Annotated in this window: 14 protein-coding genes; 3 read left to right on the top strand and 11 right to left on the bottom strand. The window is 51.0% G+C overall.

Features of this window, described 5'->3' with window-relative positions:
- Nucleotides 1-354: 354 nt before the first annotated feature.
- From asnB to I2G69_RS03105, 6 genes are all read right to left on the bottom strand, one after another.
- The gene (gene asnB / locus I2G69_RS03130; RefSeq protein WP_195560180.1) at nt 355-2214 is read right to left on the bottom strand and encodes an asparagine synthase (glutamine-hydrolyzing); all 1860 of its coding nucleotides are present in this window, start codon (nt 2212-2214) and stop codon (nt 355-357) included.
- Nucleotides 2215-2270: 56 nt separating this feature from the next.
- Nucleotides 2271-2993 carry an aspartate/glutamate racemase family protein gene (locus I2G69_RS03125; protein ID WP_195560179.1) on the bottom strand — a complete coding sequence of 241 codons (723 nt, stop codon included), beginning with the start codon at nt 2991-2993 and terminating at the stop codon, nt 2271-2273.
- The gene (locus tag I2G69_RS03120) at nt 2990-4216 is read right to left on the bottom strand and encodes a carboxylate--amine ligase (RefSeq protein ID WP_195560178.1); all 1227 of its coding nucleotides are present in this window, start codon (nt 4214-4216) and stop codon (nt 2990-2992) included. The genes I2G69_RS03125 and I2G69_RS03120 overlap by 4 nt, the downstream gene beginning before the upstream one ends.
- A 288-nt stretch (nt 4217-4504) precedes the next feature.
- Nucleotides 4505-5263 (bottom strand): 2,3-diphosphoglycerate-dependent phosphoglycerate mutase, encoded by a 759-nt coding sequence (gene gpmA / locus I2G69_RS03115; RefSeq protein ID WP_195560177.1) that lies wholly within the window; start codon nt 5261-5263, stop codon nt 4505-4507.
- Between the two features lie 194 nt (nt 5264-5457).
- The gene (locus I2G69_RS03110; protein WP_087230695.1) at nt 5458-6975 is read right to left on the bottom strand and encodes a sodium:solute symporter family protein; all 1518 of its coding nucleotides are present in this window, start codon (nt 6973-6975) and stop codon (nt 5458-5460) included.
- Between the two features lie 154 nt (nt 6976-7129).
- Entirely contained in the window at nt 7130-7606 is a 477-nt protein-coding gene (locus I2G69_RS03105; RefSeq protein ID WP_195560176.1) for an SLOG family protein, read from the bottom strand.
- Between the two features lie 95 nt (nt 7607-7701).
- On the opposite strand from I2G69_RS03105, the gene I2G69_RS03100 reads away from it, so the two are divergent.
- On the top strand, nt 7702-7890 hold the full coding sequence (locus I2G69_RS03100; protein ID WP_087230688.1) for a hypothetical protein: 189 nt from the start codon (nt 7702-7704) through the stop codon (nt 7888-7890).
- Between the two features lie 266 nt (nt 7891-8156).
- Here I2G69_RS03100 and I2G69_RS03095 read toward each other — a convergent pair whose 3' ends face one another.
- From I2G69_RS03095 to I2G69_RS03085, 3 genes are read right to left on the bottom strand one after another with little or no spacing between them, the layout of a single operon-like run.
- Complete coding sequence (locus I2G69_RS03095; protein ID WP_087230686.1) at nt 8157-8753, bottom strand: HD domain-containing protein; 597 nt, start codon at nt 8751-8753, stop codon at nt 8157-8159.
- A 19-nt stretch (nt 8754-8772) separates the two neighbouring features.
- On the bottom strand, nt 8773-9678 hold the full coding sequence (locus I2G69_RS03090; RefSeq protein ID WP_195560175.1) for a CFI-box-CTERM domain-containing protein: 906 nt from the start codon (nt 9676-9678) through the stop codon (nt 8773-8775).
- 27 nt (nt 9679-9705) lie between these two features.
- A complete protein-coding gene (locus tag I2G69_RS03085) occupies nt 9706-10086 on the bottom strand; it encodes a metal-dependent transcriptional regulator (protein WP_087230680.1) in 381 nt (126 codons plus the stop codon).
- Between the two features lie 236 nt (nt 10087-10322).
- On the opposite strand from I2G69_RS03085, the gene I2G69_RS03080 reads away from it, so the two are divergent.
- Complete coding sequence (locus I2G69_RS03080) at nt 10323-11915, top strand: ABC-F family ATP-binding cassette domain-containing protein (RefSeq protein ID WP_087230677.1); 1593 nt, start codon at nt 10323-10325, stop codon at nt 11913-11915.
- A 123-nt stretch (nt 11916-12038) separates the two neighbouring features.
- Here the strand turns inward: I2G69_RS03080 and I2G69_RS03075 are convergent, their stop codons facing one another.
- The gene (locus I2G69_RS03075; RefSeq protein ID WP_195560174.1) at nt 12039-12863 is read right to left on the bottom strand and encodes a Cof-type HAD-IIB family hydrolase; all 825 of its coding nucleotides are present in this window, start codon (nt 12861-12863) and stop codon (nt 12039-12041) included.
- A 435-nt stretch (nt 12864-13298) separates the two neighbouring features.
- Between I2G69_RS03075 and sigK the strand changes: the two genes are divergently transcribed.
- A complete protein-coding gene (sigK, locus tag I2G69_RS03070; protein ID WP_195560173.1) occupies nt 13299-13934 on the top strand; it encodes an RNA polymerase sporulation sigma factor SigK in 636 nt (211 codons plus the stop codon).
- A 104-nt stretch (nt 13935-14038) separates the two neighbouring features.
- Here sigK and I2G69_RS03065 read toward each other — a convergent pair whose 3' ends face one another.
- Complete coding sequence (locus I2G69_RS03065; RefSeq protein WP_021966426.1) at nt 14039-14812, bottom strand: DUF1883 domain-containing protein; 774 nt, start codon at nt 14810-14812, stop codon at nt 14039-14041.
- Nucleotides 14813-14823: the final 11 nt, after the last annotated feature.

Here is a 14823-nt window from a genome sequence, read left to right as displayed (position 1 = left end):
TTCTGTAGGGCCTTCCCATATGGAGCGGAAAGCAAACTCTTCGCAGTTTGCTTCCTTAGGGGACGCCGTAGGCGCGAGAGGCACTGTGTGCCCGCGGAAGACGCTGTGCGTCCAGTCAAGCATTGTGCTGTGACGATTGGCTTAAGCATATCCACAAAGCAAAATAAGCAGGAGAAGACCTTTTCCCTGCAAATCACAAATCTCCCACCCTGGCAAAACCCAGGATGGGAGATTTTCTTTCGTAACAGCCAATTGCTTTTCTCTCTGCCCCATAAATCTTTACAAAACAAAAAGGACCTAGGAAAATCAAACAATTCCTAAGCCCTTAGACCTCACCATCATTTCTGACGATTATTACGCGGATTTCTTCACCGCCAACACAAAAAACTGCTCATACCACAGGATAAACGAATACACGGACCAAATGCGCTGCATATTGGCCGCTTTTCCCGCCTTGTGATCATCCAATAATTTCATGATCGCCTGCTGATTGAAGAATTGCGCCGCAACAGGCCCTTCAAACTTTTCTTTAACCATGTTGTAATACTTATCCTGGCGCAGCCAATCGTTTAGCGGAACCGGGAATCCCAGCTTCTTTTTATTGGCTGTGCGCTCCGGCAGCTGTTTGAGCGCTGCACCGCGTAGGGCCACCTTTGTCACATCGCCATGCACACGGTAGCGGGACGGAATCTGCATCGCCAGCTCCAACATCTTCTTGTCCAGGAACGGCACACGCAGTTCCAAGGAATTTGCCATACTCATGCGGTCTGCCTTTTGCAAAATGTCGAACAGCATCCATGTGTGGATGTCCACATACTGCAATTGCGTCGGCTCATCTAAATCCTTGACCTTGTCAAAATAGGGCTTTGCATAGTCCACCGGGTCCTTCTGATGGTAATCCTTTTTCAGATAGCGGTTCACGTCCCCATACGTAAACACAAAATTGCTGCGCATAAACCGCTGGTACGGCTCCATGCCACCGCGCACAATGAAGTTCTTGCCCTTAAAGTTCGGCATCTTTTTCGCAATGGACGCCGCCGCCCGGCGCAATCCGCGCGGGATTTTCCGATACTTCTCAAAATGCATCCCCGCAAGGTACATCGGATACCCGCCAAAGAGCTCGTCCGCCCCTTCGCCGGAGAGAACCACCTTCACATACTTCCGGGCGTTCTGTGCCAAGAAGAAGAGCGGCACTTCAGACGGATTCGGCAAGGGTTCATCCATATAATACTGGATCGCTTGATTCGCCTCAAAAAACTCGTCCGCGCTCACCTTATTGCTGATGTTCTGCACGCCGATGGTCCTGGAGAAATCCTGCGCATACGGCAGCTCGCTGTACTTTTCCTCCTCGTAACCAACGGAAAACGTCTTTACATCCTTCGCAACCTTGGAAACCTCGCGCACGACATAGCTGGAATCCACGCCGCTAGACAGGAAGCAGCCGACCTCCACGTCGCTGATCTGGTGGGCCTCCACGCTCTTGGTGAATTCCTCGGTGATGCGCGCCTCCCAGTCCTCCAGAGATTTGGATTCGTCGATGTGATACTGAATGTCGTAATATTTGTGGATGCTGAGCTTGCCGTCCTGATACTCAAAATAATGCCCGCCCAACAGCTTATACACGTTGCGGAACATGGTCTCTTCATCCGGGATATACGAATAACACATGTATTCGGGAAGCCGCTCCTCGTTGAGCTCCGGATGGAAGGCTGGGTGCTCCAAAAAGCTTTTGACCTCCGACCCAAACAGGAAGTCCCCATCCTTTTGGTAGTAGTAAAACGGCTTAATGCCAAAGATGTCCCGCGCGCCGAAGAGCTTCTTTGCCCGGCTGTCCCAGATCACAAAGGCATACATGCCGCGCAGCTTTTGCAGCAGCTCCGCGCCGTATTCCTCATACCCGTGCAGCAGCACCTCCGAATCCGTGGAGGTCTTAAACACATGCCCCTTGGCCAGCAAGTCTTTGCGCAATTCCTGGAAATTGTAGATCTCGCCGTTGAACACCAGGACCTTCGTCCCGTCCTCGTTCAAAATCGGCTGAGAACCGCCCTCCAGGTCGATGATGCTCAACCGGCGGAATCCAAGCGCCATATCGTCATCCACATAGTAGTCGTCCTGATCCGGCCCGCGGTGTATAATGCGATCCGCCATCGCCTTGATGACCGCATTTCGATCCCCGCCGTAACCGTTTGTAAAAAATCCAACGAAGCCGCACATGGGCAAAGCCTCCTTTTCTATGCATCAATTGTCAAGGGCAAACGTCCAAGCCGCCCTTATGCTCTCGTAATCAACTGTTCGTACGCTGGGCGCAGGGGTTTCCCGCATCGCTTGATGCTCGCCCGCGCCAATACATCCAAGGCATCCAACACGCCGGGGCCCACGGGACGGTCCCGCTTGATAAGCGAAAGCTCCGTACACCCCAGGACAATGCACTCCGCGCCCTGCCTTCGCACAAAATCGGACGCAAGCTGGAACTTTTCCCATTCCAGTGGCCGCCCGGCCTTGTAATCGTCGTAGATCAGACTCATGACGCGTTGTTGATTCGCTTCATCCGGCAAAATGCAGCGGATCCCCTGCTCCGCCAGCGCATCCTGAAACAAAGATGCTCGCACCGTCCCGGTGGTGGCCAGGATGCCCGCCGCTGCCACGCCGTTCTCCTTCAGGTGGGTGGCGGTCTCACGCAAAATATGGATAAAGGGAATTCCCACAGCTGCGGAAAACTCAGAAAACAGCGCATGGGAGGTGATGCAGGGAATGGCGATGCAGCAGGCCCCCAGCTGTTCCAGCGTTTTGGCCGCATCGACAATCGGCGGCAAGGGCGACGGCTTTGTGCGATCCAAAATATATGCCGTCCGGTCCGGAATCGAGGGACGGTTCAGTACAATCACATCCAGATGCTCCTGGTCGGTCCATGCATCCGTCATCTCCACGATGCGGCGCAGGAAATAGGCGGTGGCCATTGGCCCCAGTCCCCCGATGACACCCAACGTCTTCATTCGTGCAGCCCCTTATTGCCAAAGCATTTCTTATATTTCTTCCGATAGTTCATCTGGTTGAGGAAGAAGGCCAGTTCATGTTTGAAGTTGCGGTCCGGCTTATACTGCATGGATTGGCAGTATTTTCCCTCCTTGATGAGCGCACGCGCTTTCTCTTTGAGCGCTTCATCGCGCACATATTTGAAAATAACGTCCTTTGGAATGATGCTCCAAAGCACCTCATTGGTGGCAATGGTCAACGGGAGGTCCTTGTGCTCCAAAACGTCCTCCACCAGCCATTTGGCCATATTATATCCGGCGGCAGTCACATAGAAGCTGCTTCTTCCCTGCCGCAGGTTCATCTCAAAGAGCTTATAGCGCCCGTCGCGCGGGTCGAACTTCATATCAAAATTGGCAAATCCGACATAGCCGATGCCCTCCAGGAAATTGCGCATCTGCTCGGAAAGCGCATCGTCGTGCGAGCTGATGATCGCCGCATAGCTGCCGATCCCCTCGGGAGAATGCTCTTCCAACAGCGCGTGGCCCAGGGCAATCAGCTTCACCTTTTTATCCCGCCCGCAATAGCAATTCATCACGCGCATGTTGCTGTCGTCGCCGGGGATGTACTCCTGCAAAATCAGGTGATCTTTGTAGGAGGAACCATAGATGGCATCCAGAATAGCGTCAAACTCCGCACGGTTATTCGCCACAAAGACCTTTTTCTTATACTGGAAATGGCAGTTCCAATACGCCACCGAATTGCTCGGCTTGATAATCACCGGAAAATCAAAGGGGAGTTCCACACCCTTATAATTCTCGTAAGAACAGGTCGTCGTTTTGGGGAATGCAAATCCATGCTCCTCACAGACCTGGTAGAAGCTCTCTTTGATGCTCAACCGCATCAAAAGCGGCTCATCGATGCATTCAAAGCGGTAATAGGGGCGCAGCTTGTCCTGGTTGCGCACCAACAGCTTGATATAATTGTCGCCACAGGGCACCAACAAGAGCGTCTTGTTTGGGTAGCGCCCCGCGAAGTCGATCAACGTCTTGCAGAAGACCGCGTCGTCCTCCAAATTGGGTTCCACGCACTCCACGGTGACAATCGCGCTATTGGAGGTCGCGTTTAAGCGCCCCTTCCCCACGGCAACGCTTTTGACGCCGTACGCCTCGTGGAACGACCGCGCCATGCCGTATACATTTACGTCGCTGCCGAGCAACACCGGCAGAAAATCCAACTGGCCCATCAAACATCCTCTTTTCTTCGATGTCGTTTATTATCAAAAGCCCATGTCCGCACGGGCCGGAATGTCTCCATTCTTACAGTATGGCCGCGGGCTCCGCTCCCATACGGGCCCCGCCAATATTTGTATATTATACTATTTTTCCCCAGGAATGACAATAAAAGAATCCAGGAATCCGGCGGGCAAAAACTGTGCAGGTTGCAGGTTTGAAAAGCAAAAGCGGCCCTGCCGTGTGCGGGTTTCCGTACACGGCAGGGCCAAAGGGATCGAAATGCAAATGTTCTTGTCGATTTACTTGCCGGCCTTCCCCTGGTTTGCCACGCTCTTCATTTTGGCGGCGATGACCGCCGGGTCGCCGAGGTACTCTTTGTGCACAACGGTAAAATCCGGTGCAAATTCATAGACGAGCGGTACGGCGGTCGGGATGTTTACGCCGACGATCTCCTCCTCGGAGAGGTTCTCAAAATATTTGACCAGTGCGCGCAGGGAATTCCCATGCGCGGCAATCACCACGCGTTCGCCCGCTTCGATGCGGGGACGAATCTCCTGCTCAAAATAGGGGATCACACGCGCGATGGTGTCCTTCAGGCTCTCGGTCAGGGGGAGCTGGCGCGGGTCGACCTTGCGGTACTGCGCGTGGCCGCGCGGGTTGCGCTCGTCGCTTTCCTCCAAGGCGGGCGGTTGGATGTCGAAGGAGCGGCGCCAAATTTTCACCTGGTTCTCCCCGTATTTCTGCGCCGTCTCAGATTTGTTCAATCCCTGTAGCGCCCCATAATGGCGCTCGTTGAGTTTCCAATTCTTGACCACCGGCAGCCACTCGCGGTCCATCTGCTCCAGGGTGAGATTCAGTGTATGGATGGCACGCTTTAAATAGGAGGTATAACAAATATCAAAATCGTATCCGGCTTCTTTGAGGGTCTTTCCCGCCTGTTCCGCCTCCTGCCGGCCGGTTTCGGAAAGGCCGACGTCTGTCCAGCCGGTAAACAAATTCAATTTGTTCCACTCGCTCTCGCCATGGCGGATCAAAACCAGTTTTCTATTTTCGCTCAATTCGATCACTCCTTTATTTTCGTTAGCATATGCTAACTATGTTGATTTCTATTATATACCATTTTTATCCATATTGCAAGGCGTCCTTTCCCCAGGGATTCTATTCCACAATATATCCAATATTTCCAAGGTCTATGCATGAAAAAACCGCGCCCCAAGAAAATGGAGCGCGGTCAGATCCGCTCATGCAAATTTTATTTTACATATCCATGTGCGGCACGCCATTCTTCCGCCGTACCGGTATAGAAAAAGTCATTCCGCTCGCCGCTCTTCCACCCCATCTTGGAAGCGATTTTACTCACCACGACGCAGAGGATGGGCGAAAGAATCATGGCCAAACACGCATAGATCGGGCCGTCCGGCGTGGTAAAGCCGGAGATCGCCACCGGGACAAAGGCCGTCAGGAAACCGCCCAACATGCCTGCCCATGCGCCCGCGCGGTTGATGCCCTTCCAATACAGGGCGATGGCATACGGCGCCAGGAATGCGCCGGAGATGATTCCCCAGGAATAGGACATCATTTCCAAAATCGGCGTGGGATAATTCGCAACCACATAGGAACCGATGACAAATATCAGGCAAAGTATGCGCGTGAACATTGCAGCATGCGAATCGCTCATCTTTGGCTTGATCTTCCCTTTCACCAAATCCATGGCGACCGTGGAGCAGGCCGTCAGCGTAATGCTGGAGAGCGTCGAAACCGAAGCTGAGATTAAGAGGACCAGCACAATGCCGATCAGGATATTGGACAGCCCCGCCATGTTCAGCATATTGGGGATGATGTAATCCTTGCCACCCTCCGGCAGGGTATCGCCGAAGAAGAGGTGGGAAAAGGACCCAATAAAATAGCCGCCGCCCGCCACCAGCAAAGCAAAGAAGGTGGAAATCACCGTGCCGCGCTTGACCTCCCGGTCATCCCGGATGCCGTAATACTTATGAACCATCTGCGGCAATCCCCAGGTGCCGAAGCTGGTCATGAGAATCGTCGCCACAAGGGACAAGGCCGTCTGCGACGACATCGGCGACATGCCGCTTTCCTTCATATAATCGCTCATACGCCGGACGCCTTCTGTAAGGCCGCCCACCTGCGGACAAATGACAACCATCACCACCAGTGCAGCCACGCCGAACATCATCACAATGCCCTGCACAAAATCGGCCTTCAAGGTGGCCATATAGCCGCCCAGCACCAACACCACCGCGGATGCCACCGCGATCATAATCATGCAGACCCGTTCGTCGATGTTCAGCAAAATGGAGCATACGCTGGTTAGGCCCTTATAGACGGACGCCGAATAGGGCAGCAGGAAAATGAAGATCACAATGCAAGAGAAAATCTTCATGCCGTTGCTCTGATACCGCATTTCAAAGAGCTGGGGCATGGATTTGATTTTGAGACGCCGCGTGACCTCTCGGGTGCGCCCCGCCAACACCATCCACGCCAAGAGGGAACCGAACACCGCATTTCCAATTCCCACCAGTGTGGCATATAATCCGTAGCTCCAGCCGGAGCCTCCGGAATACCCGATAAACATAACGGCGGAAAAATACGCCGTTCCGTAGGACAGCGCGGAAATCCACGCGCCTGCATTGCGCCCGCCGACGGTGAAACTCGCCATTCCGCCGCTGTTCTTGGAATTCACCACGCCAATGACCACCATAAAGATGGCATAGATGGCGATGACAATCCAAATGGTTGCCTCTTTGCTCATACTTGTTCCCCCTAAGCTACTTTTTCGATTTAAACCTTCGATGCTTTGACTTGATAAATTATCGCTATTCTATCAAAAAGTCCAACGAAAGGCAATTGATTTTTTGCACAAAATATAGAAGGTTTCTTCGGGAAACGTGGCGAAAGAAGGAACTTTAAAGAATAAACTGCGCCAAATTCATAACCGGAATGCCTTTTTTCTGACAATACGTTACCGTATATTTTGTTCCACCTTTTGGGTAAACCAGGTAGGAAAGGCAAACATCGCTGTGGTCGACCATATAGCGATTTCTCTTTTGCATACAGCCGCGAAAATAGTGATCCGAAATGTATAGAATTTCGTCGGCATTCTTCTCAATAAGGCGTTGATAATTGGATCGGATTTCTTCCTTCCATACTTGGTCGTGACCTTTATATGGCAATGCCAAAATCAATCGAATCTGTGGATATTGTTCACGCGCTTTTAAAACCGCCTGTTCCGCCAAAAAGTCAAATCCTAGCGCTCCCCCTGCGTAGAAATGGACGATTCCCTCCGCAATGAAAGCTTCTATTTGCCTGGCCAATGGCCCTTGAATGGCAGTTACAGCTTCCCTTGGTAAATCTCTATGTCCGGTAAAACAACAGCTTTTCATATTCTTCCTCCAAATTGTATTCGTTTTTGTAATCGTTTTTCAATTCTATTCATACTATAGAATATAGAATACAATTTTTCAAGAGGTGAGGTGAAATGTCCAAATTCATTCCAAAGCCATATAAAAAAGAGCCGATTACCATTCGAATGAGTTCTGAGAAGATCGAACAAATTGACCGCCTATCTGCGGAATTCAACTTAAGCCGCAGCGCTTTTATCAATCAATGTATTGACTATGCAATGGAACACATGTCACCACCAAACCAAAAGGATTCTAAGGAATAAATGTTTATTACAATGTGAGATATTTCGTATGTTTCAGATCAATAAGCAATTTAAAAGCGCAAATGTTCCGCGAACTATCCGCTTCACGGAATCCTTATTTGCCGACCTGAATAAAGTTGCTCAGGAAAATCACATTTCTTAAAATTCTTTGGTGCTCCAATGTTGCAAATATACATTGGACAGCCTCTTTTCTTCCTCAGAAGGATCACTATAAATGCAAAAAGCGGCGCTATCCGAACGTTCAGATAGCGCCGCTTTTATCATGATCATTCTTTTTCCAAATAGCCTTTTTCGATGCTCTCCTGAATCATCTTGTCTACAAACGGCCAAACCTCCGGGAGCGCCACACGGATGGGATCCATCCGCTCATACACCTGCGCGCTCTTTACGCCGCCCAATCCCCAGGTGTGCCCCTGGGTCAGGTAGTTGTTCAAAAAGGGCTGCAAGCGGTCAATGGCCGCCGCATATTGGGCGTCCGGCGTCTCCATTGCGTCAAACTCTTCCCATAGCGCCCGAATCTCCGCTGCCTGGTCCTCCGGCAACAGTGCAAAGAGCTTATCCGCCGCTTCGGTCTCCCTCTGCCGTTTGTCCTGGTTTCCCTGCACATCGTAAGCAAAGGTATCGCCCGCGTAAATCTCAATCAAATCGTGCACCAACGCCATGCGGATGACGCGCGCGCAGTCGACCTTTTCCGGGTCCGCATATTCCGCCAGCAGCATGGCCATCAAAGCAAAATGCCAAGAATGCTCGGCATCCGACTCCCGCCGCGTCTTGTCGATCAAGATGGTCCGGCGGTAGACGCTTTTCATCTTATCCACCTCTACCAGAAAGCGCATTTGCTGTTCCAGCCGATTGACGTCCATCTATCTTTCCTCGCTTTCTTTATGCCAGAAGGAACTCCTGCTCCAACCGCAGCACCATTTCCTCGTAGGTACGCGCACATGCCTCCGGTTTTCCGGCCTCCAAATCCTTGAGGCATGACTGCAAATACTCCTGCCAGATTCGCTGGTAGACCGCCCCGCGGTCCGCCCGGCGGTCAATCTTTTGCACCAGCATCGGCGCGTATAAGTAATATTCCTGAATCTTCCGCTCTCCGCCCGGCGCCTTTGCAAGCCAATCGTCCCGGAATTTGCGGAAGGTGGTGAGCTCGTAGCAATCGTCCGCTTTTCCCTGGAATTCGCAGACAGCCGTGGTGATAAAGCAAAGCCGTTGGCGGAATCCATGGCTGATCTCGTCATAGCGCGCTTTTCCCAACGGCTTTTTGGGATACTGCTTATTCCATTTTTCCAGGAATTGATCGGCTAGGGCCTCCGTCGCCTCGTGCCCCTGCTCCAAAATCGCCGGGATTAAAAAAGCGACAACCGTATACCGGTAGTCAAAAAAGGTTGTGTCGTTCTCTTTTACTTGCAGCTTCTGGAACAGCTCCAAAAAGCGCTCCATTAGGAACAAGCTGTATTCTTCTGCCGCGCGTTGCGCTGTACTCGCCTCCGCCGCAACACAGAACGCGCGCAAGGCTGGCGCCAGCTTTTCCACATACGCCTGGAACGCCTCCGGATACCCGTGGTTGTTCACCGCTTGGATATTGGCTTTGTAAGCCACCACATCGTCCTTCATCAATTCCTTTGCCGTATGCAGCAGCGCGCGATAGGAATCTGTATCCTCCTGTGCGTGCAGCACCTGCTGCACATCGATCGGCTTTGCGCAATACATGCACACCACCTGCTGTGCATCGTCTGGCAGCTGAAGCTCCTTGCCGCAGTGGGGACATTGGGCAGAAATAAATTGCATTCGGTAACACCTCTTTGTGAAACGAAATCACGAATTTGATCCGTGATCCTTTATATATTCCTTGATTTTGTCAAAGCTTTCCTGGCTGATCACATGCTCAATCCGGCAAGCATCCTGGACGGCGGTCTCCGGATCGACTCCCAGAACCTTGCGAAAGAAATCGGATAACACGGTGTGGCGCTCATAAACGGCGCTGGCCCGCGCAAAACCGCTCTCTGTCAGGACAATATTCCCGCTCTTTTCCATCACAATCAGCCCCGCCTTGCGCAGGATGCTCATCGCGCGGCTGACGCTCGCCTTTGTAAAGGAGAGCTCATTGGCAATATCCACAGAGCGCACATAACCGTTTCGATTTTTTAATATCAGAATGGTTTCCAAATAGTTTTCGCCTGACTCCTGAATCTTCATGGGACCCCTCCTGTGCTGATGTGGGTTTGTATTCTTATGATTATAGCAGTTTTCCTTAAAAATGACAAGGAATTTCCCATTCCTTTATTGTTTTCATCCATAGGTGCTTTTTCCCTTTTATGATAGAATAGAGTGGCATTTGCACAAGAGGTTTTTTCGCCTCGTCTTTCCAAAATGTATATTGATAAATAAAAAATACAATATGTTTTACGATTTTCAATGAAGGAGCAAAGCCAATGATTACCGTTTCCGATCTTGGCCTCAGTTTTAGCGGCCAGAACCTATTTTCCCATGTCAATCTTCTATTCACGGCGGGCAACTGCTACGGCGTCATCGGCGCAAACGGAGCCGGAAAATCCACGTTTTTAAAGATTCTCTCCGGCGAGCTGGAGCCCACCAAGGGCGAGGTCATCATCGACCCCAAGCTGCGCATGTCCGTTTTGAAGCAGGACCACCATGCGTATGACGCATACACCGTATTTGAAACCATCCTGATGGGCAATCCGCGCCTATACGAGGTTTTGAAGCAGAAGGACGCGCTCTATGCAAAAGAGGACTTCTCCGATGCGGACGGCGACCTGGCCGCCGAATTGGAGGCGGAATTTGCAGAGCTAAACGGCTGGGAGGCCGAAACAGAGGCCGGAAAGCTCTTGCAGGGCCTTGGATTGGACAACATGTTGCTGTATTCCCAGATGGACTCCCTGCCCGGCAACGAAAAGGTGAAGGTGCTGTTGGCACAATCGCTGTTTGGCCATCCGGACATCATCCTTCTGGACGAACCGACAAACGACCTCGACGTGCGGTCCATCGCCTGGCTGGAGGATTTTCTCGCGGATTACGAGGGCACGGTGATCGTCGTGTCCCATGACCGCCATTTCCTGAACAATGTCTGCACCCATATTGTCGACATCGATTACAACAAAATCAAGCTCTATGTGGGTAACTACGACTTCTGGTATGAATCCAGCCAGCTGATGCAGCGCGTGATGCGCGACCAGAACAAAAAGGCGGAGGAAAAGATCAAGGAACTCCAATCGTTTATCCAGCGTTTCTCCGCCAACAAGAGCAAATCCAAGCAGGCGACCTCCCGCAAAAAGCTGCTGGAAAAGATCACCGTGGAGGAAATGCCCGCCTCGAGCCGCCGGTACCCGTTTGTCGGCTTTACGATGGACCGCGAACCGGGCAAGGAAATTTTGGAGGTGGAAAACCTCTCCAAAACGGTTGACGGCGTCAAGGTGCTCAACAACGTCAGTTTCCGTGTCAATAAGGGTGATAAGATCGCCTTCCTCGCCAAAAATGATATTGTCACCACGACGCTGTTCAAGATTTTGATGGAAGAACTGGAAGCCGACGAGGGACGCTTCAAATGGGGCGTATCCACCACCCAATCGTACTTCCCGCAGGACAACTCCGCATACTTCAACGGCTGTGATCTGAGCATCATCAAATGGCTGGAACAGTACGCGCAGGACACCACGGAAACGTATCTGCGCAGTTTCCTCGGCAAGATGCTCTTCTCCGGCGACGACGTGCAAAAACCGGTCAACGTGCTCTCCGGCGGCGAAAAAGTGCGCTGCATGTTGTCCCGGATGATGATGTTCGGTTCCAACGTCCTGGTTGTGGACCAGCCCACCAACCACCTCGATCTGGAATCCATCACCGCTGTGAACAATGGCTTGATCGCCTTTAAGGGGATTGTCCTCTTTGCTTCGCACGACCATCAGTTCATCCAGACGGTCGCCAACCGGATTATTGAGATCACGGACGACGGCATCATCGACCGCCTCGGCACCTACGACGAATATTTGGAATCCATGAACCGGATGTAAAAACGTTTCTGCCTTCCAAAAAAAATGGCTGCGCCTTTGCAGCCTGAATCTTTCAAAAAGGACGCGCCCTTCCCCATCTATTTGGATGAGGAAGGGCGCGTCTTTTCATATAGATAAAGAGCCTTATAAAACAAACTGTTCGATTGCGCGTGCCACACCGTCCTGTTCGTTGGAAGCCGTACGGTATTTGGCCGCTGCCTTTGCCTCCGGCGTCCCGTTCTCCATGGCGACGGAGCACCTGGCATACCGCAACATTTCGACGTCGTTGCCGCTGTCCCCCACGGCCATTACATTCTCCGGGGGAATCTGCAACCGTTGGCAAAGATGATGCAGCGCATCCCCTTTGCTCGCCCCGTCGCGGTTTAGTTCGATATTGCTTCCAGCCGAAGAGACCACCGTGACGCCCGGCATCGCCTCAAACTGCTTCCACAGCTTTTCACGCAATCCCGACTCCACATGGGCCAGATTCAGCTTTTCCACACCCTCCGGATGCTCCTCCAACAGCGCCTGGAAGCTGTCCAGTTCGATCTGCGTCTTGCGAATATTCTCAATAAATTCCGCCGCAAAGGGGAGGTCAACCACCCTGGCAAGGGAACGCTTTTCCGCATAGATGTTCCCCCCACAGTAGATCTGGGTCAACAGGCCGTAAGGTTCCAAAATCTGAAGAATCTGCCGGACGGTCTCTGCGGGGATTGGATTCGAATAAATCACGCGATTTTCCACCCGATCCCATACGGACGCCCCATTGGAATTGATCACATAGCGGATGCCGTCCAACTCATAAAAGACCTTTGGCAGCATAGCCGCCACCCGCCCTGTGGCGGGTACAACGGTGACCCCCTTCGCAAGCGCCTGCTCAATGGAGCGCCGCACGGCAGGCGTGACGGTCAGATGGTCGTCCAACAAAACGGTCCCATCCATATCGAGCGCAACCAATTGGATTCCCATTGGTGATTCCCCCTTAAACCGGAAATGTATCCATCTGCATGGTATAGACGATATACCATGCAGATCGTATCTTGGACTGCACATTTCATCATACCCGAGGATCGAAAAGCCCTTCCAAAATTAGCATTCTCACTGGGGCAGAATCAAATACAGCGTACAATTTCTTCTTTGCAATATAAAAAGTATAAACAAAATTCCTGCGGACTTAATTGCAAAGGAAAAAATTCTGGAGAATGCAGCCGCCAGAGTTTTTCTTTTTGGATTCTAAAAAACTGTGCAGTCTTACCATGGTGGTTTCCAGCCCGCTGAAAAATAGGAATGCGCCCCAAAGAAAGGCAAGGGACTTGCAACAAACAAGCACCCCGCCCATAAGATAGTTAGAAGAACCGGACGGCAGGAAAGCCGTCCAAATTTTATCTGGATTGGGGCGATTCTATGCTGACAGCTCTGCTCTCCTGCGCGCTTTCCGGCCTGATTTTTTTCATTCTGCATGTCACAGGCGCTGGCTCTTTCCCCAGGCCCCTAACCGCGGAGGAAGAACGCAACTGCCTCGAACGCCTCAAAAATGGGGACCGGCACGCGCGCGACGAATTGATCGAACACAATCTCCGGTTGGTCGCGCATATCGTCAAAAAATACTATTCCAACACAAGCGACCAGGACGATTTGATCTCCATTGGGACCATTGGGCTGATTAAAGCAGTCAACACGTTCGACCATACGAAGGGTATCCGCCTTTCCAGTTATGCGGCGCGGTGTATTGAAAATGAGGTCCTGATGTATTTTCGCGCCGCAAAAAAGAGCGCGCAGGACATTTCCATGAACGAGCCGATCGACACGGATAAAGATGGAAACGCCCTGACCCTGATGGATGTAATGTCCACAGAAGATAACATTGTCGATAATCTCGATTGTAAAGTTAAATCGGAACAACTCAAACGTTATATCGCACAAGTGCTTACTCCACGGGAACGCCTCATCATTGAACTGCGTTATGGGCTGAACAATGACCATCCGCTCACGCAGCGAGAGGTCGCTGCGCGCTTAAAAATTTCACGCTCTTATGTATAGCGACGCCGCTAATGTAAACGAAGCCCGGAGGGCCAAAAGGCTCCCCGGGCATCAGTGTTTAGATTATTTAGTTAAGCGGCCACTCATCATATTATTCGAGTTTGTTAACTATTTTGAATTACTTCAGCTATTTCGTCAGCAATTTCTTCGACAGTATTTATAGCCGTATTTCTTGCCACTTTGTCTGCTAGTGATGGGCTGTAGTCGATAACTTCTTTCTTCGTTATGTTGTGCCAGATGGGAAGAAGTTGCTGTTCGCCAGAAATGGATCTTGTAATTAACCCGTCAAGTTCGTAGTTGGTCCATCCTTTTTTGATGAAATCACGAGAAATGACGACAATGCCGAAATTGCTCTTCGCCAAACCAAGATCAATTTTTCTTCGTAAACTATCTCCGATTTTTAGTTCGAACTCATCGTACCAAACAGACAATCCCTTTTCTTTCAATGCCATAGCGAGTGGTCGTACGACTTCATCTTTATCTTCGGATGCATGAGATATGAACACATCGTAGTCTCTTGGTGTATAATCTCCAGAAAACGGAGGCTCTTCTCTACCAAGGAACAGTGAAGGAACATCAGACAGTGCCTTTTGGGTTATTGTAGGTAGCGCCCGTGGTAAAACACGAACAGACGAACGTACATTTCCACGGAGCCCACGAAGATCTATGGCGACATGCCAATGACCAGAATGCGTTGTTTGTAATCTGACGGGAGAACGCTTAGCTAAACCTCCAATATACCGATAATTTTTGCCGTTTTTATAGCTTGAAAAATTGGTGCTATCAAGCAGTTGTACATTTGCAGCAGATCCCTGTAATGTTATCTCTACAATTCTACCTTTTTCAAGATTTCCCAAATCGTAGTGTGTAAAATTCATTGTGTTTTCTC

The sequence above is a fragment of the Anaeromassilibacillus sp. D41t1_190614_C2 genome (assembly GCF_015558525.1).
GTDB classification, from domain to species: domain Bacteria; phylum Bacillota; class Clostridia; order Oscillospirales; family Acutalibacteraceae; genus Anaeromassilibacillus; species Anaeromassilibacillus stercoravium.
Note: the sequence above shows the minus strand (reverse complement) of the source record. Positions and strands in the feature narration are given on the sequence as shown.

Coding starts and splice junctions, on each gene's coding strand:
- I2G69_RS03080 (WP_087230677.1), top strand. CDS start 10,323: ATGATTACCGTTTCCGATCTTGGCCTCAGTTTTAGCGGCCAGAACCTA.
- I2G69_RS03075 (WP_195560174.1), bottom strand. CDS start 12,863: ATGGGAATCCAATTGGTTGCGCTCGATATGGATGGGACCGTTTTGTTG.
- I2G69_RS03095 (WP_087230686.1), bottom strand. CDS start 8,753: ATGGACGTCAATCGGCTGGAACAGCAAATGCGCTTTCTGGTAGAGGTG.
- I2G69_RS03105 (WP_195560176.1), bottom strand. CDS start 7,606: ATGAAAAGCTGTTGTTTTACCGGACATAGAGATTTACCAAGGGAAGCT.
- I2G69_RS03100 (WP_087230688.1), top strand. CDS start 7,702: ATGTCCAAATTCATTCCAAAGCCATATAAAAAAGAGCCGATTACCATT.
- I2G69_RS03065 (WP_021966426.1), bottom strand. CDS start 14,812: ATGAATTTTACACACTACGATTTGGGAAATCTTGAAAAAGGTAGAATT.
- asnB (WP_195560180.1), bottom strand. CDS start 2,214: ATGTGCGGCTTCGTTGGATTTTTTACAAACGGTTACGGCGGGGATCGA.
- I2G69_RS03085 (WP_087230680.1), bottom strand. CDS start 10,086: ATGAAGATTCAGGAGTCAGGCGAAAACTATTTGGAAACCATTCTGATA.
- I2G69_RS03120 (WP_195560178.1), bottom strand. CDS start 4,216: ATGGGCCAGTTGGATTTTCTGCCGGTGTTGCTCGGCAGCGACGTAAAT.
- I2G69_RS03090 (WP_195560175.1), bottom strand. CDS start 9,678: ATGCAATTTATTTCTGCCCAATGTCCCCACTGCGGCAAGGAGCTTCAG.
- sigK (WP_195560173.1), top strand. CDS start 13,299: ATGCTGACAGCTCTGCTCTCCTGCGCGCTTTCCGGCCTGATTTTTTTC.
- I2G69_RS03125 (WP_195560179.1), bottom strand. CDS start 2,993: ATGAAGACGTTGGGTGTCATCGGGGGACTGGGGCCAATGGCCACCGCC.
- I2G69_RS03110 (WP_087230695.1), bottom strand. CDS start 6,975: ATGAGCAAAGAGGCAACCATTTGGATTGTCATCGCCATCTATGCCATC.